Genomic DNA, 23,682 nt, shown 5'->3' with positions numbered 1-23,682 from the left:
TAACCCTTAAGGCTGACGCCGCTGATTATACGACGGCTAGCGGCGTGAGGCTACCGGGAAGAAACAACAGGGCCCGCCGGTACCGGCGGGCCCTAAGGCAGTCAAATCAGCAAATGTCAGGCCGTCGCAGGCTGCTGTGCCCGGGCGGTCTCGCGCTTTGCCGCGCGCGACTTGCGCCAGTTCTCCCAGTCTATCAGGAGCGGCGTGGCTATACCGGGGGAGCTGTAGGTGCCGGCGAGGACGCCAATGAGTAGCACCAGCAGGAACTCCCGTATCGTCGGACCCCCGAAGAGCAGCAGCGCGGCGATGGTGAACATCAGCGCCATACCGGTGTTGATGGACCGGCCTATGGTCTCCGTGATCGCGTTGTTGGCATTCTCGGTTAGCGTCCTGTTCGTATGGTTCAGGACGTTTTCACGGATGCGGTCGAACACAACGATAGTATCGTTGACGCTGTAGCCGAGGACCGTCAACAGCGCGATAAGGAACATCGTGTTTACCTCGGTGTCGAACAGGAAGCCCAGCAGCGCGAAGATGCCGATCACGATGAAGATATCGTGCGCCAGGGCTACGATCGCCGCCGCGCCGTAGCGCGCCGGGTTCGGCATCTTGCGGAACGCCCACCACAGGTAGAAGAAGATGAGAACGGCGCTCGCCGCCACGGCTATCCCCGCGTTGCGGATTGTATCCCAGGCCACGACAGGGGAGACCAGCTCAGTGGCAAGCACTTCGATGCCGTTCGGCGAAAGGCTGGTCTTGAGCGAGTCGACCAGCGCGTTTTGCGCCGGGTCGTCAATCTGGACGGTGCGGACAAAGTATGTGTTGTTCCCGAAGTTCTGGACGATGGCGGAGGGGTGTCCGATTTCGGCCAGCTTCACACGCAGCTGCTCCTGGGTTACCGGATCAGCCATCTGAAGGGTCATGGCCGTGCCGCCCGTGAAGTCGATGCCCCGGTTCAGACCCTTGTTCATAACGAGGAACAGAATGCCTACCACTGTGAGCAATATCGAGAACGCGTAGTAGAACTTGCGGTACTTCATGAAGTTCATCGGCTTAGCTCCTTGCGTCCGCGGCGGCGGCCGGCTTCTGGTTCTGCGGAAGCTGCTTGGCAGCCGACGGGACGAACAGGCCATATTTCTTGCCGAGAGGCGTTGCAACGATGAACCGCATGAACGTGCGGCTCACGATAACTGCAGTGAACATTGAGAGTGCCACGCCTATGGCCAGGTTGAGAGCGAAGCCCATAACCAGCGGCGCTGCAAGGGCATCGCCGAACCAGTACAGGATTGCGCAGGTAATCAGGGTCGAAACGTTGGAGTCCAGGATTGCGGACCATGCGCGGTTGAAGCCGATATTGATGGCCGCCAGCATTGTCCTGCCGGCCCTGAGCTCTTCCTTCATACGCTCGAATATCAGCACGTTCGCGTCCACCGCCATACCTATCGACAGGATGGTGGCGGCCACGCCGGACAGGGTGAGCGTCACGTTGAAGAGCTTGAAGATCGCCAGCAGCAGAATCGTGTACACGACAAGCGCCAGCGAGGCCACGAAGCCGGGCACGCGGTAGTACAGGACCATGAAGAGCATCACCAGCGCCAGGCCCACCCATCCCGCAACCAGGCTCTTCTCAAGCGAGTCCTTACCCAGGATGGCGTCTACTTCGCGCTCCTGGATCAGGTTGATCGGTATAGGGAGGCGGCCGGACTCAAGCAGCAGCGCGATGTCGCGCACGCGCTGGATAGTGAAGTCCTGGCCCTCGATGAATGCCGAGCCGCCGGTGATGGCCTGGTTGACGGAAGGAGCGATCAGTTCCTCTTCATCCAGGTAAATGGCGAGCAGGTCCTGCGTGCCGGCGATCCTGCCGGTTATCTCCGCGAACTTCTTCGCGCCGTCCGGCGTGAACTCGATGTTCACGATAGGCCGGTTGGTCTGGGCGTGCTGGCCTGGGTATGCGCGCGACAGGTCGTCGCCCGTAAGCCCCACGCTCTCGTCCAGTTTGCCCATCAGCAGGCCGAGGTTCAGCGTGGGGTTGTTGCCGAAGCGCTGCTGCGCCTCGGTCATGTCCGTCAGGCCGGCGATCAGGTTGACCCTGAACGTGTTGGTGTTCGGGACCCGTCGAATGTAAGGGTCGCCGCCGAGCGGGATGGAGAACCCGCCCGGCTGTATCAGCACGCGGCTGGACGGGATGTTCAGAGCGGGCTGGTCGCTGCCCTCAACGGCTATCGTCAGCTGGGTAGGGTAGACGGACGGGTTGCCGGGGACGATCTCCAGGCTCCGGACCATCTCCGCAAGGGCCGCGGCGAAGGCCGTGGCGCCCGCTTCCGTAAAGTCTATCTCCAGCCTCGGCTCCGGGACCGGCGGCGTAGTGATAACCGGCTCGGTGCTGGTCGCTGTGGAGTCCGTGCTTGTCGCATTCGAATCCGTGCTTGTGGCGGACTCTACGGACGTGGTTGTCGTCGCCACCGGAGCGGCCGCGTCCACTACGCGGACGGCAACGATGTCTTCCTGGGTAAGGCCCGCAATAGCCCGGGCCACCTCGAGTTGTCGGTGGCGGAACTCCAGGCGCGCCGTCTCACCGATGAGCTGCTTGGCGCGGTCCGGGTCGGTAACGCCCGGCATCTGGATGAGCAGGCGGTCGTCACCAAGTATTTGGATATTCGGCTCTCCCAGGCCGGAGGAGTTGACGCGGCGCTCGATAGTCTTCTTGAGCGCCTCCATCTGGTCCGCGGTCGGGATAATTGGCTGGCCAGTGGCTTCGTCTGTGAGGCTGGCCTGGTAGACGAGGTGGCTACCGCCCTGGAGGTCGAGCCCGAGGGTCAACCCCAACGGCGTGTCGCCGCCGCGAATGAAGTTCCCGATCTTGAAGGTCTGGAAACCCAGAATCAAGAGGGATGCTACTACCAACACGATGATTATTCCTAAAGTCCGGGCGTATCTACGCACCGTTGCCTCCAGAACGCAAACTAGATTTGATCAATGTAAGGGCATCTTCTCGGGTTGTTATCTCGCCGGTAGCCTGCGCCTCTCGGACTATCTCCAGGAGGCGGCCCACCTCCGGCCCCGGCTGAATGGCGAAAGTACCTATTATATCGCGGCCGTCGACCAGTGTTGGCCATTTTTCTACGCTGGTGCGAGGGGATGCATCCTTGAGGATGTGGCTAATGACGGTGCAATGGCGTCGCCAGTCATCGGTCTTGAGGGTTGGGCCGCGCGCTGCGAGATAGTCTCCCATATTAAGGTACAGTGTGTCGATAGCCGCGTCGCCGATGTCCCTGTAGTACCTGTACGTAGCGCGGGGTGTCGGCAGATTTCCGGGCTGCGCCATCTGGCTTGGCCGCAGGTGGCTCTCCACCATGTCGCGCACGTGCGCGACGCCTTTGTGGCCGACGCGCAGCCTGCCGAGTATTCGCACTGTTATCTCTGCTCCGGCGAGGTGGTGGCCCAGGAAGCGAATGCGCCCGCCGGGCTCGACGGTCCTCGTGTCCGGTTTGGCGACGTCGTGAAGCAAACCAGCCAATTTTAGCAGAGTCAGGCGGGTGTGTCCGTCCGAAATCTCACTTCCGAAGTGTTCCGCTATTCCGTCAAATCGCGGCACGAACGCCAGATCCGGCGCTGAGCCTGCCGGCGCCGTCACCACCCGCTCCACCTGGCCTACGGTCTCTACATTGTGCGTGAATACATCCCAATAGTGCTCGGCCGGCTGTGTCACGCCACGTCCTTCGTAGATCTCCGGAATGATGACGCCCAGGAGTTGCAGGCGGTCCAGCAGTATGACCGAGTCCTTTGCTCCCGGCGCCGCCAGCAGTTTGAGCAGTTCGTCACGCACCCGCTCCGGGGCAATTGTGGAAATGAGGGGGGCATGACTGATGATCGCGGCGTCAGTAGCAGACTCTATTGCAAAGCCAAGCTGGGCGGCCAGACGCGGCGCCCGCATCAGCCGCGCGGGGTCGGCTGCAAAGATGCCAGGTTGAACAGCGCGAACGAGTCCTGCCGCAAGGTCGCGCACGCCGCCATACGGGTCCAGCAGCTCCGAATATGCGCCGTCGCCGGACAGCCTTACGGCCATGGCATTGATTGCGAAATCGCGTCTCGCGAGGTCTGCGTCGATCGACTGCACGTACGGGTTGATGTCCACCGTGTGCACTTGATCGCCGAGGTGCACCGTAACGCGGACGATTCCACGCTCGCGGTCCATAAGAATGGCGTGCCCGCCGAAGCGTGCGGCAATGGCCTCCGCCAGTGCGCGGGAGTCGCCGCGCACTGCGATATCCAGGTCGTGAGGGCGCCTGCCCATGAGTAAGTCGCGGACGGCGCCTCCGACGATGTAGGCTTCCGCACCCATTCCGTGGAGGAGGCGGCTGATTTCGCGGGTGTGTTCAGGGAGCAGCGCCAGGGCTTCGTAAAGGGGGAGAGTGGGGCGGGCTGGGTTGCTCATAAGAGGCCGCGGCTATATGCCGGCGGTCTCCGGTTGGGCCTGTGCGGCGGGCTGCTCTTCATCCTCGGCGCCGGCGGCTTCCTCCGGCTCGGGCTCGTGCTTGATCAGGTTCTCGTGGCTGGTGATGTGATCCAGGTAAAGGATACCGTTGAGGTGGTCTATCTCGTGCTCCAGCGCCTGCGCCAGGAGGCCGTCCGCCTTCAGGCGCACCAGCTTCCACTGACGGTCCATGCCCTGCGCCTTCACCCAGATGGCGCGCGTAATAAGGCCCGAGAAGCCGGGGACGCTGAGGCAGCCTTCCGTTACGTCGCGCCGGCCTTCCTTGTGGGTGATCTCCGGGTTGATGTACACGCGCGGCTCTTCCTCTTCAGGCAAGTGGATGACGATGACGCGGCGCAGAACTCCGACCTGGTTTGCGGCCAGGCCCACGCCTCCGGCGTCCTCCAGCGTGTCGATCATGTCCTCGATAAGCCGGTCGACCGACTTGTCGATCTTCTTGACCTTCTTGGCCTTTTCTCTGAGGACGCCGTTCGGGAACCTGATTATGGGTACGACAGCCACTTCGTCTGCTCCGCGTTGATACAGGTAACAATATGTTCGATTATATGGGCCCTTTCCAAAATATGTAAAGGATAGGATCCTGTTCTGAAAAGGAAATCAGGGAAAACAGGTCAGTGTGTCAACGGACACCTGCAGGGGCTTGACAAGTACAAGCGTTCTGTTCTAGTATTAACCCTAACACGCGATGGGCTTCTGAGCAGCCCGCAGCGTAACAGACGCCCCGGCATCCTGGCTTCCCTCCAGGCGGCGTTCCCCCAAACCCCGCCAAAGTGTGCATCCCCGAAGTGACCTGGAAGGGACCGGATGCCGGGGCGTCATCTGTTTCAGCCCCTGCGTCCGAACTCCTGCTCCAGCCGCGCCGAGCTCATGTGCACCATCGTGGGGCGGCCGTGGGGGCAGGTGTGCGGCTGCTGGCACTGCTCCAGCAATCGCACCATCTCGCTCATCTCCTGCGCCGTCAGCGTCTTCCCGGCGCGTATAGCGCCGTGGCAGGCGATTGAGTACGCGGCGCGGTCCTCCCACGACTGGTACCCTCCGCCTTCCGCCATCATGTCCAGCACTTCCAGCAGGCCGGCCGTCGCGTCCTCGTTCTTGAGTATTGCAGGCACCCCGCGAATCAGCCACGACCGCCCGCCGAAGGACTCGATCTGGTAGCCCAGCCCTGACACAACCTCGATATGGGCCGCCACTATTTCGTGCTTGCGCGGGTCCAGGTCCACCGTCACCGGCTCCATCAGTCCCTGTACCCTGGGCGATCTGGCGAGATTCTCCGCGCGGACCCGCTCGAAGAGCACGCGCTCGTGCGCCGCGTGCTGGTCGATCAGGTACATGCCGTCCGGCCCTTCGGCGGTAATGTACGTGTTCTGCACCTGGCCCAGAACGCGAAGAGCCGGGAGCGCCTTCTTAGGCAGCAGCTGCTCCGGCCGCGGACCCGGTGATGCTGCCGGGGCGCCTGCCGGTTCGCTGGCAGGCGTTCCCGGCGGCTGCGCCACGGGAGGTTGCCAGTATGAGCGGATGTCTGTAGGCGGCGCGTACGCGGCTGAAGTGGGGCCGGACGTGCGCCGCACCTCCGGGACCGGCACGTTGGCGGTGAGCGCGGCGCGGACCGCCTTCTGGAGCGTTGCGAACGCGGAGCCCTCGCGCAGGAACCGCACTTCGCTTTTTGCCGGGTGAACGTTCACGTCGATCTCGGGGTAGGGGACGGAGAGGTTGATTACGGCCACAGGGAAACGGTGCTCCATCAGGAAGCCGCGGTAGGACTCTTCCACCGCGTACGTGAGCGCCTTGTTCTGCACCCACCGGCCGTTCACGAACACAGTGATGGCGGTGCGGTTGCTTCTGGCCACCGCCGGCGACCCTATCATTCCGGATACGCGGACCGGCGAATCGCCCTCGCCGTCGTCGGTCACCTCAATCATCGCCTCCGCCACCTTCGCGCCGTACACGGCGGTGATCGCCTCGCGCAGGCTGCCGGAGCCCGTGCTGGTGATGTCCGGCGAGCCGTCGATAGCCAGGTGGAAGCTCACTCCGGGGTAGGCGAGCACGAAGCGGACCACAACCGCCTGCACCCTGGAGCCCTCCGTGCCGGGGGTGCGCAGGAACTTGCGGCGGGCAGGGAAGCTGCGGAAGAGGTTGCGGGCGGTGACGGATGTGCCCACCGGCGCGCCTTCGGCGTGCTGCGCCGTGATGCGCCCGTCCGCCAACTCCAGCCGCACACCGGCGGCCTCCTCCGCCACGCGCGTGACCATCGTCACCTGTGACACCGCCGCAATGCTCGGCAGCGCCTCCCCCCGGAAGCCCAGCGTGGCGATGGACTCCAGGTCGTCCGCCGATGCCAGCTTGCTCGTCGCGAAGCGCTCGAACGCCAGGGGCGCCTCGGCGGCGGGTATCCCCGAGCCGTTATCGGACACCCGGATATAGTCGATACCGCCGCCCTTGATATCGATAGAAATCTTGGTCGCGCCGGCGTCCAGCGAGTTCTCCACCAGCTCCTTCACAACGGACGCGGGCCGCTCGGTCACCTCGCCGGCGGCGATTTTGGATGAGATGTCGGGGGAGAGAAGGCGTATGGGCATGGTGTCATAGTACAGCAGCCAGGGTCAGACAGTCAGCAACCGGTCCTTATCGGAGCCTGAATTCTCTCGACAACCGATGACGTGTCGATAACGTTTTCAATGTTACAATTTGGGACAACTCGAAACGGTCGGTCCGGTTCTCGGCGTATCTCGCTCTTGCCGACTACCAACTACTAACTACCTACTACCACTCCGGAGGCTCCCTTGTCCCAGCGACCCACTCTCCAGGATGTCATCGAAGCGCGCAGGAGGATCAGCCCCTACATAACGCGCACGCCGCTCCACCACTACCGCGGGCTGGATAAGCTTATCGGCGCTGAGGTTTGGGTGAAGCACGAGAACCACCAGCCGCTCGGCGCGTTCAAGATGCGCGGCGCGCTGAACACCCTGTCTCAACTCACGCCGGAGCAGAAGAAGCACGGCGTCGTCTGCGCCTCCACCGGCAACTTCGGGCAGGGGATAGCCTACGCGGCGAGCGTCTTCGGGATGAAGGCGAACATCGTCGTGCCCATGAACGCGAACGCGGACAAGGTGGAGTCCATGCGCCGCCTGGGCGGCAACATCATCTTCCACGGCAAGGACTTCGACGAGTGCCGCGACAAGGCGGACACGATGTCGAAAGAAGAGGGGTGCTTTTACGTGCACTCCGCCAACGAGCCAAGGCTCGTTCCGGGAGTCGCCACTTACTCGCTCGAAATCTTTGAAGACCTGCCGGACGTAGATGTTATTATCGTCCCCATCGGCGGAGGCAGCGGGGCGTGCGGGGCCTGCATCGTCAAGGAGGGCATCAACCCGAAGGTGCAGGTGATCGGCGTCGGCGCAGAGAGCGCTCCCGGCGCATACCAGTCCTGGAAGCAGCGGAGGGTCGTGGAGTCCACCACCAGCACCGTTGCCGAGGGCCTCGCCACCCGCGTGGGCTTCGAGTACACACAGGAGATCCTCTGGGACCTTCTGGACGACTTCGTCCTCATCAGCGAGGACGAGATCATGAACGGCGTCCGGCTCGCTCTCGAGCACACGCATAATCTGGCCGAGCACGCCGGGTCTTCCGGCATTGCGGCGGCAGTGAAGATCAAGGACAGGCTGAAGGGCAAAAAGGTGGCGATCGTTATGAGCGGCGGCAACATCTCAATGCCGCAGCTCAAGAAGGTAATGGACGGAGTAAGGTAAATTCCGGTGCATCGGCTTATGGGCAGGGCCAGTCTATTCTCTTATATCGCGGTCTTGCTGGCGGTCGCCGTAACGGCTTGCTCAGGCGGCGGCAATACGGTCAGCGAGGAGGACCGCCTGCAGGCGGAGTCCCACCGTTCCGCGGCGCAACAGCTTGTCGGCGAGGGCCAGATCGACCAGGCGCTGGTGGAGCTCGATGCGGCAGTCGCCCTCAACCCAAAGGACGCGCAGTCGTTCGTCGACAGGGCCGGAATCCTTGCGGCCAGGAGAGAGTTCCAGCGGGCCATCGATGACCTTTCCGCGGCAATCGCGCTCAACGCGACCGTATCCGAGTACTACGTCAGCAGGGGCGTGGCCTACTCCAACCTGGCGCAGTACGACGCCGCTCTCGCCGATTACGCGAAGGCAGTGGAGCTCGACCCCAACAACCCGCGCGCATATGCCAACCGCGGCGTGACGTACTTCAACAAGGGCGAGTACGACAGGGCGATCAAGGAGTACGATCGCTCAATCGGACTTGAGCCGAACAACGCAGTCGTCAGGACGAACAGGGGCATCGCCTACGCAAGGACCGGCGAAGTGCGGCGCGCGATCGAGGAGCTTGGCGATGCCATCCGCATCGACCTTAACTACGCGGACGCCTACTTCAACCGCGGGGCGGCCTTCGCGGCCGCCGGCAGGTATGACGACGCCTTCATCCACATGGAGATGGCCGCCCGGCTGGACCCGGAAAACGCCAGGGTCTACACGGAACGTGGCACCATCTACGGGGACCTCGGCATCAATCGCAAGGCCATCCTCAACTACACCGAGGCGCTGAAGAAGGAGCCGAACAACGTCCAGCTATTCCTGGACCGGGCGGATACCTACATGAAGCTCCCGGACTACGCGAAGGCAATTGCGGACTATGATCAGGCGCTGCGGCGCGCACCGGAGAACGCGGCAATCTATATCAAACGCGGGGATGCCTACGCCATGGCCGGCGGCTTCGGCAACGCAGTCCTGGACTACAATGAGGCCCTCGCTATCGTGCCGGACAACGCCATCGTCCTGGTGAAGCGCGCGAATGTCCTGTACCAGGCGGGCGCAATCGAGCAGGCGTACGCGGACTATTACGACGCGATCAAGGTGGACTCAAACAACGCCGACGGTTATTATGGGCGCGCGCGCATTCTGAAGCAGTTCGGCCAGTTCGAGCACGCGTTGAACGATCTGAACAACTCGCTCCGCGTCAATCCGCTCAAGGTGGAGTACTACATGGAGCGCGGCGTGGTGTACGGCAGTCTGGGCCGTCACGAAGAGGCGCTGGCGGACTTTACGGAAGCGCTGAAGTTCAGCCCGGAAATGGCGGAGGGCTACAGCGCCCGTGCCGTGGCGTACACCGAGCTGGGCAAGGATACCGAGGCGCGCGCCGACGTTGACAAGGCCGTCGAGCTTGGCCTCGACCGCGCCCTGATTGAAGCAAACCTCTCTGCAATCCGGCAGGAACGTAGTGTCGGGCCGTAAGTATTGAATTCAATAACCTGAATAATGGGCAGCAAGTGAACATGATAATCCAGCGGTTGGCGGAAAAGGGCCGGGCGGCAATGGCAGTGCTCCTGCTCGGCGGCGCGGCATTGCTTGGAGTAGTTGCGTGCAGCGGAGAGTCTACCGCGAAGGACTACTATGAGAAGGGGTACAGGCTCCAGCAGGAAGGCAAGTACCAGGAAGCCATTGACGATTACGACCGCGCGATCAGGCTGGACCCGAAGTACGTGGAGGCCTACAGCAACCGCGGCGTCGCATTCATGGGCCTGGGCCGGTACGACCGGGCTCTGGATGCCTTCACCCTGGCCCTCCAGCTTGCCCCGCAGCTCGGCTCCACCTACTACAACCGCGGACTCGCTTATGAGTCGTTCGGCCAGTACGAGACGGCCATCCAGGAGTACACGATGGCCATTCGCTTCACTCAGGACGACGCGGACCCTCTGATCCGACGCGGCGAGCTGTACATGCGCCTCGAGCAGTATGAAGGGGCGTCGAAGGACTTCACGGACGCTCTGAAGATAACACCCCGGAATGCCATGCTCTTCTACCTGCGCGGCCTGGCATATTCCAACTCGGGCAAGCCCAACGAGGCAGTAGCGGACTTCACAGAGGCGGTCCGGTTAGACCCCAACCTGGCTAACGCCTATTTCGACCGGGGTGTAATCTACGGCCAGTCAGGGTACCACGAGGATGCGCTGGTCGACTTCAACCAGGCAGTGCGCCTCAACCCTAACCATGGGAACGCATACTATGCCCGGGCGCTGACATATGCGCACATTGGGAACGACGAGGCGGCGCTCGCGGATGCGAACCGCGCGATTGAGCTGGGCGTGGAAGGGGACATCGTCAGGCGAATCGACGAGATCAAGCAGGCAAGGGCGAACCCGGCCCCGTAGCTACCCGTTACGGCGGGCGGCCAGCCAGTCTGCCAGTGGCATCGAGTGATCTCGTCGCATAGCGGTAATTAGCTCCCTGTTGATTTGCCTGATGGCCCCCGGGCCGCGGTAGACCAGCGCGGTGTAGAGCTGCACCGTGTCCGCGCCGGCCTTGAGCGCCTGCCATGCCTCCGCCCCCGTGAAGATGCCGCCGCACGCGTTGATACGCACCTTCCAGCCCACCTCCCTGCGCACGTCAGCCACCATCTCCAGCATCTCCGGGAAGATCGCCCGGCCGCTCAGCCCGCCGGCGCCCACCGCCAGCCGCGCATCCCTCGTAGGGCGCGTGTTGGCCACGGTGAGTGTGTCCACCCCGCTCTTCGCGCACAGCCTCGCCAGCGCCAGCAGCTTCTCCCGGGCCTGCTCGTCGGTCGGCTCGCCGGCCCCCTTCAAGGGGTACGGAGGGAGCTTGATTATTAGCGGGGCCTTGCGCCCATCGTTGAGCTGAGCGAGCAAATCGGCCAGAGCTTCGGCGTCGTGAAATAGCCGCAGGCCCGCCGTGTTGGGTGAGCTGATGTTCACCTCAACTGCCTGGGCCAGAGGCTCAAGCCGCCGGTGGCAGCGGACTATCTGCCCGGCGTCGGTGCCTGACACGCTTACCACAATCGGCGCAGCCACACTGGTCTTGCGCGCCTTCGTCAGGGCAGCGTGGGCGGCCTCCAGCCCCTTCCCCGGAAAGCCGAGGGCGTTAATAAGCGATTCCCGCTCCGGCATCCGGAACATCCTGGGTTTCGCATTGCCGGGTCTGGACCCTTCGGTGACCGTCCCGACGGTGAGGTATCCGAAGCCCATTGACGCGAGGCCTGGTATCATCACGCAGTTCTTGTCGAACCCGGCCGCAAGGCCTAAGGGGTTGGCGAGCGGGATTCCGCAGTAGTCTGCTCGAAGGCGGGGGTCGGTCGTGCGGAGGGCTGGGGATGCGGCTTTCCAGACGAAGCGCTGCTTGAGGGCAAGGTCGGCGGCCTTCTGGGCAGTTTCCGCCGGCAATCGGAAGAGAAGCGGGCGTAACAACCAGCGGTAGGCGCTGGGGCTGAGGACTAACATGGACTCCTCCGGGCCGGCCGCATGGAGTTTCGGGCGGGGCCAGTGCAGTATAGCGTATAATGGCCGTCAGAACGTATCTACAGGGGCCTGCAGCAGGATGGACCTTATCTTCGACCGCGGCGACAAAGACCATCCCAGGGGGCACGCCCTGCTGTACTTCCGGAGCACGGCCAACGCACAGGAAGTGTGGGCCACTTACATTGTCATCCTGCCCGTCACGCTGGACGTTTCAAAGTACGTCCCGCCGTTTCTCATGAACCAGATGGGCGCGATCAGCCCCAAAGAGCTTTCGGCTTTTGCATTCCCACCCGCCCCTGAGAAGCTGGACAGCTACTCCGTGGTTGAAAGACTCGCCGAGCTCCGCAACGACGACGTTATCCTTGCCGGCACGCTGAGCCCTCTGGACATCCCCTCGGCGATGATGAAGGTCAGCGAGATAGTGCAGGTCTACGGCGAGATGTACGGGCGCTACGCTGGCGCGGCGCCGGGCGGCGAGTCAACCCCGGAGATGCTGAAGTCCGGGGAGAGCACCCCGGCTGACCTGGGCGTAAACGACGTCATGTACAGCCTGATGAGCGAGAGCGACCGCCTTGGCGAGCTTACGAAGCTGGTGGGCCGCTTGAGGTTTGCAGTTGAGGGGTCCGACGCATCGGGAATCAAGGAGGCGGAAGGGGAGATTAATGTCCTGGCCCGACACCTGCCGTCCAGCCATAACGTCGGCCACATCGTAAAATCCGCCAAGCTCAAGGACAGCCGTGGCGCAAAGCTGGCGGAGTACTACTTGCAGCGGTGCTTCCACCTGTCCAGGGAGGAGTACGCGCAGTTGGCCCAGGTAGAATCGAGGATCAAAGAGCTGGAGGGGTGAAGAACCTCCTCATATTAGTCGCGATAAGCTTTGTCTCTGGGCAGGACACGAATGACCTGCATAATTCCGGCTTTGTAGTCTATAGTGAACCGGACTCTAACGTCCCCAACGCGCAACCTGAACTCCTGGTTCGTCCCTTTCAATCGACGGACATCCCCATAGCCCGTCTCGGCATACCTCTCGATGGCCTCTAGCACCCTGACGGCGATTTGCCTCCCCAGGTGATGGATGTCTTTCTTGGCTGCCGCCGAATAGGAGACTGTTAGGCTCAACTACAGCCCTTCGAGGATTTCTTTTGCGGTGTAGGTGCGGCCTGCGCCGAAGTCTTTCTTTCCTTCCTCCACGGCCTTGCGCTCTTCAAAAGTTTCCGGTTCGTCGTCTTCAGGCGCGTTCAGCAGGGAGGCTAAAACAGGCTCGCCGGAGTTTCGTAGGTACTCCAGAAACCGGACAGCAGTGTGTACCTCGCTTTCCGGTATCTGGTCCAGGATTTTGTGCGCGTCGTCCCGTGTGGTCATGTCGACCTCCTCTCCGGACTATCCTATCATTCCCTGCCCCAGGAGCTCTTCCAGCACGCGGGCGACACCGTCCTCGCTGAGCGGTGGGGCGACGCGGTGGACTCCGGAAAGCACTTCGGGCGCGGAGCCAGCCATGCCCACCCCCAGGCCGGCCCACTGCAACATAGGGAGGTCCTCCGCGCCGTTCCCGAATGCCACCACCTCGTCGCTGCCAACGTCAAGGTGGCCCGCCAGCCACGTTAGCGCGCGCTTCTTCCCGGCCTCCGGATGGAGTATCTCGCAGAACTGAGGCAGCGAGCGCGTTATCTGTAGCCTCGTGGCGAAGGAAGCTGCCAGCCGCGAGTTCAAAGTCGCTATGTCCCTGTCCTCTCCCACGACGACCAGCCTCGTAAGCCCCCGCGGGGCTACCTCCAGCAGGTCCTTCACAAGCTGCACCTGGCCGTGGTTTCGCTGGCTGTAGCCCTCCACCCATGGAGTCATCCTGCTGACATACACCGAGTCGCCGTAGTATGCCAGCACCTCGCGCTCCCACGCGCTCAACGACGTAATGGCATCGGTAGCCATCTCCGTCGTCAGCGGCATGTGCCACAGCATCTTCTTCGTGACAGGGTCCGCGACGTGCGCCCCCTGGAAGGTGACTATCGGCGTCACGAGGTCCAGCCCCTGTGAGGCGGCGATGGCGGACTGGAACATGCGGCCCGTCACCACTGTCACCATGGCGCCGGCCTCGCGCACGCGGCGCACGGCCTCGCGGGTACGGTCGGAGAGCGGGTGCTCCTGGCTCCGGATGGTGCCGTCGATATCCAGCGCGATAAGCCTGTATCCCATTGATATCTTCCCGCCCTGACTGTGCTAGAATGCCACGCAATTTTGGGTGGAGCGAGAGTCATGAGGTTTATTTCGCCGCGCAGGATCATCTGGATGGTCGTCCTGGCGCTGGTTGTCTATTTCCTCGTGCTCGCGATGCGAAGCGCCCAGATGTAGGGCAGAGTGAGTATCCGGCAAACTGCCCGGGAATTTCAACATCACCCGGTCAGCACACGGCGCTATTGAAAGGGACCACCGACGATGAAGATCTGCGGATTCGAGACCCGGATTGTGGCTATTCCAAGGGAGCGCGGGCCGCTCTCGGATGGTCCCGGACAGGCGGCGTCCACGTTTGTGGTGCTGCGAATGCAGACGGACGAAGGAATTGAGGGCATCGGCTACGCCGGGTTCACTGCTCAGATCATGAAGGAGTCGCTCAAGGCGGCCGTGGATGCCCTGGCGCAAGAGGCGATCGGGGACGACCCGATGAAGGTGGAGGCGATCAACGCGAAGCTGCTCGCCCTCGGCGGGAGTGGCGCGCCGGTCGACATGGTCCGCCGCGCCGTCGCAGCGATAGACGTGGCGCTGTGGGATATTCGCGGGAAGGCGATGGGACAGCCGCTGTACAAGGTGCTGGGCGGCTACAAGGACCGCATCCCAACGTACTACAGCGGCACCCTGTGGCGCCCGCACAAGCTGGAGGACATCGGCCCTGCCGCGAAGAAGCACGTGGCGGAAGGTTTCCGAGCGATCAAGCTCAGGCTGGGCGGAGAGCCATCGGCGGACCGGGATATTGAGCGAGTGCGGGTGCTTCGCGAGGCCGTCGGCCCGAATGTCGACATCATGATCGATGTCAACCAGGGCTGGACCGTCAACCAGGCCGTCTCCATAGGCCGCAGGCTGGAGGAGCTTGGCGTCTACTGGCTCGAGGACCCAGTGCCGCACCACGACCTGGCAGGGCAGGCGCGCGTCGCCGATTCTCTGGATGTCCCGGTCGTTTCCGGCGAGTACCACTACGGTATCGCACCCTTCCGGTATCTGCTGGAACAGCGCAGCCTGCGCGTAGTAATGATCGACTTGCTCCGCGTCGGCGGCATCTCGCCGTACATGAAGGTTGCTCACCTTGCCGAGGCGTTCAACATGCCTGTTGTCAGCCACCTGGCGCCTGAGATCCTCTGCCACGCGATGGCGGCGATTCCCAATGCCATAACGACCGAGTGGATGCCGTGGTCGCTGCCGCTCTTCAAGGACGTGCCGCGGGTCGAGAACGGCGAGATAGTCCTGCCTCAGAAGCCCGGCCTTGGCCTAGAATTCGACGAGGAGACGCTGGCCCGGTACCGGGTTACGGCGTAACTCAGTTCGAAGCATTTCCCTATGCTATAATACGCTTGTTGCTGTGAATAATTCGCCCCAGGGGAACCGACCAATGACCACCACGTCCGACAAGCCGTCTACTAGGCCGCAGTTCAAGGTAGTGGGGACGCGCCCCGTCCGCCACGACGGGGTGGACAAGGTGACCGGCAAGGCAGTCTACGGCGCGGACCTTAGTCTTCCGGGAACGCTGTTCGGAAAGATACTCCGGAGCCCCCATGCGCATGCCAGGATCAAGAAGATAGACACCAGCCTGGCCGAGGCGCACCCCGACGTTAAGGCGGTGGTGACGTTCCGCGACTTCCCAACGGCGGAGCACCGCATTATGGAGGTCGGCGAGGACAACTTCATGAGCCTTCGCTACACGAGCAACAACTCGTTGGCGGAGGACAAGGCCCTCTACAAGGGCCACGCCATCGCCGCAATCGCGGCGAGCAGCCCCCACCTTGCCGAGGAGCTCCTTGGGCTGATCAAGGTTGAATATGAGGTCCTTCCGGCTGTCACCGACCCCGAGGAGGCGTTCAAGCCCGGGGCGCCCGTACTGCACGAACACCTCGTCGTACCCGACGGCTTCGAGGGCAGGGCGGAGCGCAGGAACACCAACATCTCCGGCCGCGCGCAATATGCCCTTGGGGACGTTGAGGCGGGTTTCAATCAGGCGGACATCATCGTCGAGCGCGAGTTCCGCACGAAGATGATCCACCAGGGCTACATAGAGCCTCAGAACGTGACGGCCTGGTGGAACCAGCCCCTCCCTCCCGGCGAAAGCACGTCCTCCGCCGTAAAGGGTAAAGATGAGGGGAGGTTGACGATTTGGAACAGCAGCCAGGGGCCGTTTGGCGTACGTGACCAGGTAGCGCGGATACTAAGTATCCCCGTATCAAGCGTCAAGGTGGTGCCCCTGGAGATCGGTGGCGGCTTCGGCGGGAAGCTCGGTACGTACGTAGAGCCGGTGGCTGCAGTGCTCTCCAAAAAGTCAGGACGGCCGGTGAAGATAACGCTGAACCGGCAGGAAGTGCTGGAGGCCACCGGGCCGGCGTCCGGCAGCTACATGAAGGTCAAGATCGGCGCAACGAAGGACGGCCGCCTGACGGCGGGGCAGGGGTTTGTCCTGTTTGAGTCCGGCGCGTACCCCGGCTCAAGCCACGGCGGCGCATGCATGTCGATGTTTTCGCCGTACGATCTGCCGAACATCAAGCTGGAGAGCTGCGAGATTGTGAACAACAAGCCGAGCACGGCCGCGTACCGCGCGCCGGGCGCGCCCCACGGCTCCTATGCCGGCGAGTGCGTGATCGACGAGCTTGCGGAAAAGCTCGGCATGGACCCGATGGAATTCCGCCTCAAGAACGCGGCGAAGGAGGGCACGCGCATGGTCAGCGGCGTCGCCCACCCGCGAATCGGCAATATCGAGACCATGAACGCCGTTAAGAGCCACCCGCACTACAGCGCGCCACTCGGCAAGAACGTCGGGAGGGGCGTCGCTATCGGCTCCTGGGGTAACGCCGGCGGCGCCGCCTGCGCCATCGTGAACGTGCTACCGAACGGCAAGGTAAGCCTTGTTGAGGGCTCTGCGGACATCGGGGGCACTCGCACGGCCGCGGCGCAGCAGCTCGCCGAGGTGCTAGGCCTACCGGTCGAGGAGATCATGCCATCGGTCGGAGACACGGACACCGTCGGGTTCACGTCCAACACAGGCGGCAGCAGCGTCGCCTTCAAGCAGGGCGTGGCCGCATTCCACGCCGGCAACGACATCAAGGGCCAGATGGTGCAGCGCGCGGCCAAGTTGTGGGAGACGACGCCGGACAACGTGGCGTACGCGGACGGCGTTCTGCAGAGCAAGCTCAACCCGGCCCACAGGATGACGTTCAAGCAGATGGCGGCGATGTACGCCAAGACGGGTGGGCCGATCGTCGGCAGGGCGAACGTCGCCTCTACCGGCGCCGGCCGGTCTTTCGCGGCGGTAATCGCGGACGTGCACGTGGACCCGGAGACCGGGAAGACGCAGGTGCTACGGTGCACGGCCTTCCAGGACGCCGGCGTCGCCATTCACCCAAGCTATGTCGAGGGGCAGATACAGGGCGGAGCAGTGCAGGGGATCGGCTGGGCGCTGAACGAGGAGTACGTATACGCCCCGGACGGACGGCTCATGAACCCCACGCTGCTCGACTACCGTATGCCTACGACCCTTGACCTGCCGATGATCGACGCGGTGATCATCGAGGTCTACAACCCGAACCACCCGTTCGGCGTGCGCGGCGTAGGCGAGGCAAATATTATCCCGCCCCTGGCGGCCGTCGCGAACGCGGTATCTCACGCTATCGGCGTCCGCATGACGGAGCTCCCCATGAGTCCGCCGGTTATCGTGAGGGTCCTTCAAAAGCAGGCGGCCGGCAACGGCCACCGGAAGTAGTCCCTGGCGCCGCAATCACAAGCCCGGCCCTGTCGAAATGGTACACGGACGGGCTGTTTTTTGCGCCTCTTGCCCCGTGTGTGATATCTTTCTCTACTCGGAACGTCAAGGCGTAAACTAACCGTGCCAAAACCGGTACGTTTTACCCTACAATCCCGACAGTCTGAATCTGCGCGCCCGTCCCAAGCGTAGTAGCCTTCAGAGTACTCAGATTGAAGAGTGATAGATGGTAACAACCAGCGATAACCAGACGGTCCAACCTTCACCTGCATCTCCACCTGCCGATCCCTACGCGATTCAGGTTGACGGTGTCACAAAGCAATTCGGCTTCACTGTCGCCGTCAATAACGTCTCATTCGATGTGAAAAAGGGCGAGATTGTCGGCTTCCTCGGCCCGAACGGCTCCGGCAAGAGCACCACGATGCGACTTATAACGTCGTACTACACGCCAGACAAGGGCCGCGTCCTCGTGAACGGCATAGACAACCAGGCGCACGACGTTGAAACGCGAAAAATGATCGGGTACCTTCCCGAGAATAACCCGATCTACGGCGACCTCCTGGTAAGCGAGTACCTGAGTTTCGTAGCAGACCTCAGGGGCCTTAGCCCGGCGCAGAAGCGCGAGGGCATCGCCAGGGCAGTTGAGGAGACGGGCATTCAGGAAGTCTTTTACAATCCGCTCAGCCAGTGCTCCAAGGGATACAAGCAGCGCTCCGGGCTCGCCCAGGCCATCCTCCACCAGCCGGAAATCCTGATAATGGACGAGCCCACTGAGGGCCTGGACCCCAACCAGCGCGTCCCCATTCGCGAGCTTATCCGCACGCTGGGCACGAAGTACGGCCGGACCGTTATGCTGAGCACGCACGTGCTCCAGGAGGTCCAGCAGGTATGCGACCGGCTGCTGATCATCCGCAGGGGCAAGATTGTGGCTCAGGGCACGGTGGAGGAGCTGCGGAAGCAGGCGCACGGGAACAGGTACGTGGAAATGGAGGTTGAGGGCGCGGACGTGGAGGTGGCGCTTGCCGGGATTCCCGCCATCAGTGGGGTGGAGCGGCTCTCCCCGGTTGGGGCCAGGCAGCGGTTCCGCCTCTCGATTGCGGGTGAAGGCGATCCTCGGCCGGAGATATTCAAGCTGGCAAAGGGCAGAGACTGGGTCCTGTGGGACCTCCACGAAGAGGCTACGCGCCTTGACGACCTATTCCACAAGCTGACCGCCGACGACGCCCCCTCCGAACGGCCGGCAGCAACTCCAGAAACTAAAGAGGCGTAGCTCCCAATGCGTTCTCTCCTTACTCTCGTTCGAAAAGATCTTAAAGGCTACTTCGACCAGCCGACGGGCTACATATTGCTGGTAGTCTTCATCGGAGTATCCTCCTTCCTGTTCTTCAGGCAGGCGTTCATAAGCGAAGAGGCGTCAATGCGCGCGCTCTTCGGCATTCTCCCGTGGATACTGGCGGTGTTTGTGCCCGCCGCTACAATGCGCCTCATAGCAGAGGAGCAGCGTGACGGGACACTCGAGATACTTGTCACGCAGCCTGTCAAGAGCTGGGTCATCCTGCTCAGTAAATTCCTGACCGGCCTGATTTTTGTCGGCGTCGGCATACTTTTTACCATAGGCATTCCGGTTGCTCTCCAGACCGCCGGCGACCTGGACATGGGCGCCGTCGCGGCGCAGTACATCGGCTCCATCTTTTTGACCGCCGCATTCGTGTCCATTGGCCTGTTTACGTCTTCTTTGACCCGAAACCAGATAGTTTCCTTCATCCTGGCGATCGGCATCATCACGGTGCTCATGGTTATGGGCCTACCGCTCGTTACGCTGGCCCTTCCTTCCCAGGTGGCCGTTCTCATCCAGGGGCTCAGCCCCCTGCCGCATTTCGAGCTGATCGCCCGCGGAGTCCTGGACCTCAGGGACGTCCTGTACTTCGTTTCGATTGTCTCCACCTTTATGAGCGCGACGTTCCTTACGATCCGTGGCAAGAACGTCTCCCACAAGTCACCGCTCTATCGCAACCTGCAGATAGGCACGGCGGCGCTGGTAATGATCAGCTTGCTGATCGGGTGGTTCGGTAGCTCCATACAGGGCAGGTGGGACCTGACGGAGCGAAAGATCTACACGCTCAACGACGCGACCGCCGACCTTCTATCGGACCTGGACGATATTGTCACCATCAAGCTCTTCCAGTCGAAGGAGCCGCCCGTTCAGGTCGCACTCCTGACGCGCGACGTTAACGACTTTCTCAACGACTTCGCGGCCCGCTCCGACGGTAAGGCGAGGGTGGTCAGGTACTATCCTGACGTGAACGATGAGGATGCGGATGAGGCGGAACAGAGCTTTGTTAAGGCTGTTCAGTTCAGCATAGAGAGCCAGGGCGAGTACCAGATCAAGCTAGGCTACCTTGGCCTGGGCATGACCTATGCCAACAAGCAGGAGAATATCCCGTTCATCGAATCGATGGACCAGCTTGAGTACAAGATGGCCTCCAGCATCTATCGCATGGCCCAGAAGGAGCCCAAGACGCTGGGCATGATGTACGGCCATAACGAGATGAGGCGCGACGCGGAGCTGCATAACTGGCGCAACTCACTGGAGCGCGATTACTACGTCGAGGAGTTCGACTACTTCACGGACGGTTACCTGGACCCGAACTCCCGGGGCTATGACATGGTGGTTGTGCCGGGACCAAACCAGACTGTTTTCCCCGAGATGTTCAACGAGATCGACCGCTACCTGGCCGACGGAGGCAAGGTACTGCTCCTTCTTGACCCGGTCAGGTTGAGCGCGGAGAGCGGAATACTGGTTGGAGACGAGAACGTCACCGGCTTTGAAGACTGGCTCAAGAGCTACGGGGTCAACCTGGGGTACGACGTGGTGTTTGACCTCAGGGCCAATGAGACATTGAACTTCCCAACGGGAACGGGCGGGACGATACCGCTGCCATACCCGTACTGGCTGAAGGTGCAGTCCCTGGACTCCCGCATCAACGGCGGCGTGGAGTCGGCTACTATACCCTGGTCGAGCTCAATAACGGTGACCCAGCCTACAGTCCCGAATTCCGATATCACGGTTATTCCTTTGCTTCAGACATCGGAGATGGGAGGGCTGGACACGGAGTACCAGAACGTAACCCAGCGCTCCCCGGTCTTTTCCCAGGTACGCCCTGACCAGCTCGGCGCGCGGACCGTGGCCGTGGCCGTAACGGGCACGCGCTGCCCGCCGTTCCAGGAAACCTGCACGAGGGACCAGGAGAAGACATTCAGGATGATTGTGGCGGCCGACTCCGAGTTCATCAGCTACAACGCGACGCAGCGCTACCCTGACCATGTGCTCCTGGGCCAGAACTGGGTGGACTGGCTGATGCAGCAGGACCGGCTTGCTGCCATCCGCGGCAAGGGCGTCACATTCCGCCAGCTTATCTTCGATTCGAACATGCACCGGAACATCGTCCAGTACGCCAACGTGCTCGGAGTACCGGCGCTGTTCATCCTTGTCGGCGTTATAAGGTTCATCGCGCGCCGAAATACCATGAGGAAGGTCTACGTGCGTGGGAAGTAAACAGGTAGTCATCGTCATGGCATTGCTCGCGGCCATTACCGTGGCCGCTCTCGTGGCGCGCTTCGTCTCCGCGGAGACGTCTGCGCCAAAGATAGAGGGCGTCCAGCCGCTCAGCGAAGAGACGATCGACAAGGTTGTGATGCGCGACAGCGAGCAAGAGGCAATCATCGTCAAGCGTGACGGCCGCTGGTGGGTCCGCGAGTACCCGGTTGTGCTGCTCAAGCTGAACGAGATGTGGGAGACCGCCGAAGTACTCAAGGACGCGGAACTGATCTCGGTCAACCCAGAGAACCACGCTGCGATGGGCGTGGACGTTCGCAACACTACTGTTGTGCAATTCTGGAGCGGCGACAAGCTCATCCACGAGTTCCTTATCGGCGACAAGCAGCTCGCCCCGATTGGAGAGAAGCTGATCACGCCGTGGACGGTCTGGGCGCGCCTCTGCTACCTGCGCTACCCTGACCAGGACGAGACTTACGGGGTTTTCTGCGAGTTCCCGGAGCGATTCGACACGCGGTTCAAATACTGGGTCCATCCTATCGCCGCGGAGGCGCCGAGGGACGAGATTCAGGCGATCACCTACGTCTACCCGGATGGCCAGTTCTCCCTGCACATCGTCAACTCCACCTGGGTTGTAACTAGCGAGTCCGGCACACAGGTGGCGGACCCCCAGTCTGTCCTTGACTTGCTCCGGAAGGCCGAAATGGTGGTGGCTGACGATTTCCCTACGCAGGATGAGATCAGCCGGCTCGATTTTTCGATCTCGGACATCCAGATGGCGATCATCACCCGCGAAGGCTCGTCGCAACCGTCGTCGGTACTGCAGTTCCTCGAAAAGGAGCACGGGGCGTACTACGTCAAGAACGCGGACCTGCCATATGTGTATATACTGGAGGCGCCTCAGGTTGCCGAGTATCTCAAGCGCGAACAGGACCTGATTAATCCGCCGCCCGCGGTTACGCCGTAAATGGGCCCCGGGAGGGTTAGAGTTGTGCCGCGGATTCTGCCTGTTATGGCCATCGGCGCTCTTGTGCTGGCCGCGCTCGCTTGCCAAGGCGGCAACCCTGCGTCGCAGCCCACGCCTGCCGCATCCGACTGCACAGCCGGCGCCGCTGCGGTCCGCACCGTGCCCACTCCCGCGCCGGAAGACGCCGCGCGCATGTCTCGGATCGCGTTCGCGTCCAAGCGCGACGGCAACTGGGAGATATACGTCATGAACGCCGACGGGACGGACCAGCGCAACCTGACGAGCAACCCCGCGTTCGACAGTTACCCTTCCTGGTCGCCGGACGGGAAGAGGATCGCCTTCTATTCTGAGCGCGACGGCAATCGCGAGATTTACACGATGAACTCGGACGGCACGGGCCAGACGCGGATCACGAGCAACGGCTACCAGGACTACTCCCCAGAATGGTCGCCCAACGGAAGGTGCATCGCCTTTGTTTCCGACAGGAGCGGGGAGACGCATGTCTGGATCATGAACGCGGACGGCACGCAGCCGGTCAATTACTCGATGGTCCTCAAGAACTCCCGCTTCCCCACGTGGGCGCCTGACTCCACGAAGCTCGCCTACATGTGGGACCGCAACGTGAACATAATGACAACGGACTCCAAGAGCGGTTCGACCATTGTGGACAAGGCGCGCTTCTTCGACGGCTTCTACGTGGGCGCGCTTTCGTGGTCGCCGGACGGGCAGACCATCGCGATGATCTCCAACCATATCGAGCGGAACTCCGCCGTTCGGGCGGTCTACGTCAGCCAGATAGACGGCTTCCGGTTCCGCAACGTCTTTGAGGGCAGTACGGCGCCCCAGGACCGGCCGACTTGGTCACCGGACAGCAAGATGCTGACGTACGCCGAGCAGACGGAAGACGGCGACTGGGACATCTTTGTTGTCAACCGCGCGAACGCGCAGGCGACGCGTCTGACAACAGCCCCGGATATAGACACCTTCCCGGACTGGGAGCCTGTGGGCACCGTGCCGGTGTATGGGGGGCAGTAAGGGAAGGGTGGTGTGGCGGGCTTTTTGTTTTCGTACGGGCGGCTCCACCTGGCCGCCCAGGGGTGGGGACGCGGGTGTCTTCGTTCCTCGTAGGGGCAATCCTACCGTGGCACCTGCACCAACTAATTCGATTTCCGAGCATGCGAATCTCGGTCTAACGGCCTTGTAAGATAAAAAGAGACTGGCTGATGTATAAAATGTGAGATAGCGCGGCAGGCCGATCAGGCCTTGGTCCGACATTGTCGAGACCGTCCTTCAGCGAGGCCGCCGCGCAAATCACCTTACAGATCCCGAACAGTTGCCTGAGCGTCATTAGTGACAGCTCGCTTCCGCAAGGTAGGGACAGAAAGGGACATCATGGCCAGTCAGAGTACATTTATCGGTATCGATGTCTCAAAAGCAAGTCTTG

General features: G+C 62.1%; 19 protein-coding genes. 10 read left to right on the top strand and 9 right to left on the bottom strand.

Features of this window, described 5'->3' with window-relative positions:
- Positions 1 to 116 precede the first annotated feature (116 nt).
- The 5 genes from secF to mutL form a co-directional block, all read right to left on the bottom strand.
- A complete protein-coding gene (gene secF, locus FJ319_08525) occupies positions 117 to 1,133 on the bottom strand; it encodes a protein translocase subunit SecF (protein ID MBM3934330.1) in 1,017 nt (338 codons plus the stop codon).
- Positions 1,054 to 2,955, bottom strand: a complete 1,902-nt coding sequence (gene secD, locus FJ319_08520; GenBank protein MBM3934329.1) for a protein translocase subunit SecD — start codon at positions 2,953 to 2,955, stop codon at positions 1,054 to 1,056. The genes secF and secD overlap by 80 nt, the downstream gene beginning before the upstream one ends.
- Entirely contained in the window at positions 2,936 to 4,435 is a 1,500-nt protein-coding gene (locus FJ319_08515; protein ID MBM3934328.1) for a CCA tRNA nucleotidyltransferase, read from the bottom strand. The genes secD and FJ319_08515 overlap by 20 nt, the downstream gene beginning before the upstream one ends.
- Positions 4,436 to 4,447: 12 nt before the next feature.
- A complete protein-coding gene (def, locus tag FJ319_08510) occupies positions 4,448 to 4,996 on the bottom strand; it encodes a peptide deformylase (GenBank protein ID MBM3934327.1) in 549 nt (182 codons plus the stop codon).
- Positions 4,997 to 5,319: 323 nt separating this feature from the next.
- Entirely contained in the window at positions 5,320 to 7,071 is a 1,752-nt protein-coding gene (gene mutL, locus FJ319_08505) for a DNA mismatch repair endonuclease MutL (GenBank protein MBM3934326.1), read from the bottom strand.
- 204 nt (positions 7,072 to 7,275) lie between these two features.
- Between mutL and FJ319_08500 the strand changes: the two genes are divergently transcribed.
- The 3 genes from FJ319_08500 to FJ319_08490 are packed head-to-tail and all read left to right on the top strand — an operon-like array spanning position 7,276 to position 10,664.
- Positions 7,276 to 8,241 (top strand): threonine/serine dehydratase, encoded by a 966-nt coding sequence (locus FJ319_08500; GenBank protein MBM3934325.1) that lies wholly within the window; start codon positions 7,276 to 7,278, stop codon positions 8,239 to 8,241.
- Between the two features lie 6 nt (positions 8,242 to 8,247).
- The gene (locus tag FJ319_08495) at positions 8,248 to 9,747 is read left to right on the top strand and encodes a tetratricopeptide repeat protein (protein ID MBM3934324.1); all 1,500 of its coding nucleotides are present in this window, start codon (positions 8,248 to 8,250) and stop codon (positions 9,745 to 9,747) included.
- 41 nt (positions 9,748 to 9,788) lie between these two features.
- Complete coding sequence (locus tag FJ319_08490) at positions 9,789 to 10,664, top strand: tetratricopeptide repeat protein (GenBank protein MBM3934323.1); 876 nt, start codon at positions 9,789 to 9,791, stop codon at positions 10,662 to 10,664.
- Here the strand turns inward: FJ319_08490 and pyrD are convergent, their stop codons facing one another.
- A complete protein-coding gene (pyrD, locus tag FJ319_08485; protein MBM3934322.1) occupies positions 10,665 to 11,747 on the bottom strand; it encodes a dihydroorotate dehydrogenase (quinone) in 1,083 nt (360 codons plus the stop codon).
- 97 nt (positions 11,748 to 11,844) lie between these two features.
- Here pyrD and FJ319_08480 point away from each other — a divergent pair, with 97 nt between their 5' ends.
- Positions 11,845 to 12,612 (top strand): hypothetical protein, encoded by a 768-nt coding sequence (locus FJ319_08480; GenBank protein MBM3934321.1) that lies wholly within the window; start codon positions 11,845 to 11,847, stop codon positions 12,610 to 12,612.
- 14 nt (positions 12,613 to 12,626) lie between these two features.
- Here FJ319_08480 and FJ319_08475 read toward each other — a convergent pair whose 3' ends face one another.
- The 3 genes from FJ319_08475 to FJ319_08465 are packed head-to-tail and all read right to left on the bottom strand — an operon-like array spanning position 12,627 to position 13,955.
- Entirely contained in the window at positions 12,627 to 12,884 is a 258-nt protein-coding gene (locus FJ319_08475) for a hypothetical protein (protein ID MBM3934320.1), read from the bottom strand.
- Positions 12,885 to 13,127 (bottom strand): hypothetical protein, encoded by a 243-nt coding sequence (locus tag FJ319_08470; GenBank protein ID MBM3934319.1) that lies wholly within the window; start codon positions 13,125 to 13,127, stop codon positions 12,885 to 12,887.
- 18 nt (positions 13,128 to 13,145) lie between these two features.
- Complete coding sequence (locus FJ319_08465; protein MBM3934318.1) at positions 13,146 to 13,955, bottom strand: Cof-type HAD-IIB family hydrolase; 810 nt, start codon at positions 13,953 to 13,955, stop codon at positions 13,146 to 13,148.
- 240 nt (positions 13,956 to 14,195) lie between these two features.
- On the opposite strand from FJ319_08465, the gene FJ319_08460 reads away from it, so the two are divergent.
- The 6 genes from FJ319_08460 to FJ319_08435 all read left to right on the top strand — a co-directional run bounded on the left by FJ319_08460 (position 14,196) and on the right by FJ319_08435 (position 23,273).
- Positions 14,196 to 15,287, top strand: coding sequence for a mandelate racemase/muconate lactonizing enzyme family protein (locus FJ319_08460; protein MBM3934317.1), 1,092 nt, complete (start codon positions 14,196 to 14,198; stop codon positions 15,285 to 15,287).
- Positions 15,288 to 15,360: 73 nt separating this feature from the next.
- Entirely contained in the window at positions 15,361 to 17,715 is a 2,355-nt protein-coding gene (locus FJ319_08455) for a xanthine dehydrogenase family protein molybdopterin-binding subunit (GenBank protein MBM3934316.1), read from the top strand.
- A gap of 226 nt (positions 17,716 to 17,941) precedes the next feature.
- Positions 17,942 to 18,985 (top strand): ATP-binding cassette domain-containing protein, encoded by a 1,044-nt coding sequence (locus FJ319_08450; GenBank protein ID MBM3934315.1) that lies wholly within the window; start codon positions 17,942 to 17,944, stop codon positions 18,983 to 18,985.
- Positions 18,986 to 18,991: 6 nt separating this feature from the next.
- Positions 18,992 to 21,271, top strand: a complete 2,280-nt coding sequence (locus FJ319_08445) for a hypothetical protein (protein MBM3934314.1) — start codon at positions 18,992 to 18,994, stop codon at positions 21,269 to 21,271.
- On the top strand, positions 21,261 to 22,238 hold the full coding sequence (locus tag FJ319_08440; GenBank protein ID MBM3934313.1) for a DUF4340 domain-containing protein: 978 nt from the start codon (positions 21,261 to 21,263) through the stop codon (positions 22,236 to 22,238). The genes FJ319_08445 and FJ319_08440 overlap by 11 nt, the downstream gene beginning before the upstream one ends.
- Entirely contained in the window at positions 22,239 to 23,273 is a 1,035-nt protein-coding gene (locus FJ319_08435) for a hypothetical protein (protein MBM3934312.1), read from the top strand.
- Positions 23,274 to 23,682 lie beyond the last annotated feature (409 nt).

It is taken from the genome of SAR202 cluster bacterium, from assembly GCA_016872355.1.
GTDB lineage: Bacteria > Chloroflexota > Dehalococcoidia > Lucifugimonadales > VGZY01 > VGZY01.
The sequence above is the reverse complement of the archived record's forward strand: the minus strand, read 5'-3'. Positions and strand labels throughout refer to the sequence as shown.